1 protein-coding gene is annotated in these 855 nt (G+C 72.2%); it reads right to left on the bottom strand.

Going from position 1 to position 855, the window contains the following annotated elements:
• Positions 1–855, bottom strand: an 855-nt coding sequence (locus tag AB4030_RS22400; protein WP_442281406.1) for an IS30 family transposase, incomplete at both ends; no start/stop codon positions are given.

Genomic DNA, 855 nt, shown 5'->3' with positions numbered 1-855 from the left:
GTGGTGAAGTCGATGCCTTTGGGGAAGAACTCGCGGATCAGGCCGTTGGTGTTCTCGTTGGTGCCGCGCTGCCACGGTGAGTGCGGGTCGCAGAAGTAGACCTTGCAGTCGGCCGCGACGGCGAACCGGGCGTGCTCGGCCAGCTCGGCGCCTTGGTCCCAGGTCAGCGTCTTGACCAGGTGGGYGGGCAGCGCCGTGACCATCTCGATGAGCCGGTCGGTGACGGTGGMCGCGTCGTGCCGGGCCGGGAGCCGGGCGATCATGGTGTACCGGGTGGTGCGCTCGACCAGCGTGATCGCTGCGGTCCGGTTCCCGGCGCCCAGGATCAGGTCGCCTTCCCAGTGTCCGGGCATGGCCCGGTCGGTGGCCTCGGCCGGGCGGGCGGTGATGGTGGCATCCCCGACCCAAGATTGGCCCCGGGGCCGAGCGGCCAGCTTCGAGGCCGGCACCCGATGGGTCCGCCCCGACCGCAGCGCCTTCTCYCTAGCCAGCTCCGCGCGCAGGCTGCCCCGGCCCTGGACGTACAGCGCCTGGTAGAGCGTCTCGTGGGAGATCTGCATGGACTCATCCTGCGGGTAGCGCAACGCCAGCTCGCCCTGGATCTGCTGCGGGGACCAGTGCGCGTTCAACCCCGCGATGACTTCGGCCCGCAGCGCGGCGTGCTCTGGCCGGTCCAGTTTCCGCGGCTGGGGCCGGGCCCGGTTGGCGTGGGTGCGTTGCTGCGCGATCCGGACCGAGTACACCCCGCCGACGCGGTTGCGGGCCAGCTCCCGGGTCACGCTGGATCGGTGCACGCCCAGCTCCGCGGCGATCCGGGCCGGGCGGTGGCCCTCGCCCAGCCGCAGCGCGATCACG

The organism is Terrabacter sp. 2YAF2 (assembly GCF_052114705.1).
Classification (GTDB): Bacteria; Actinomycetota; Actinomycetes; order Actinomycetales; family Dermatophilaceae; genus Terrabacter.
Note: the sequence above shows the minus strand (reverse complement) of the source record. Positions and strands in the feature narration are given on the sequence as shown.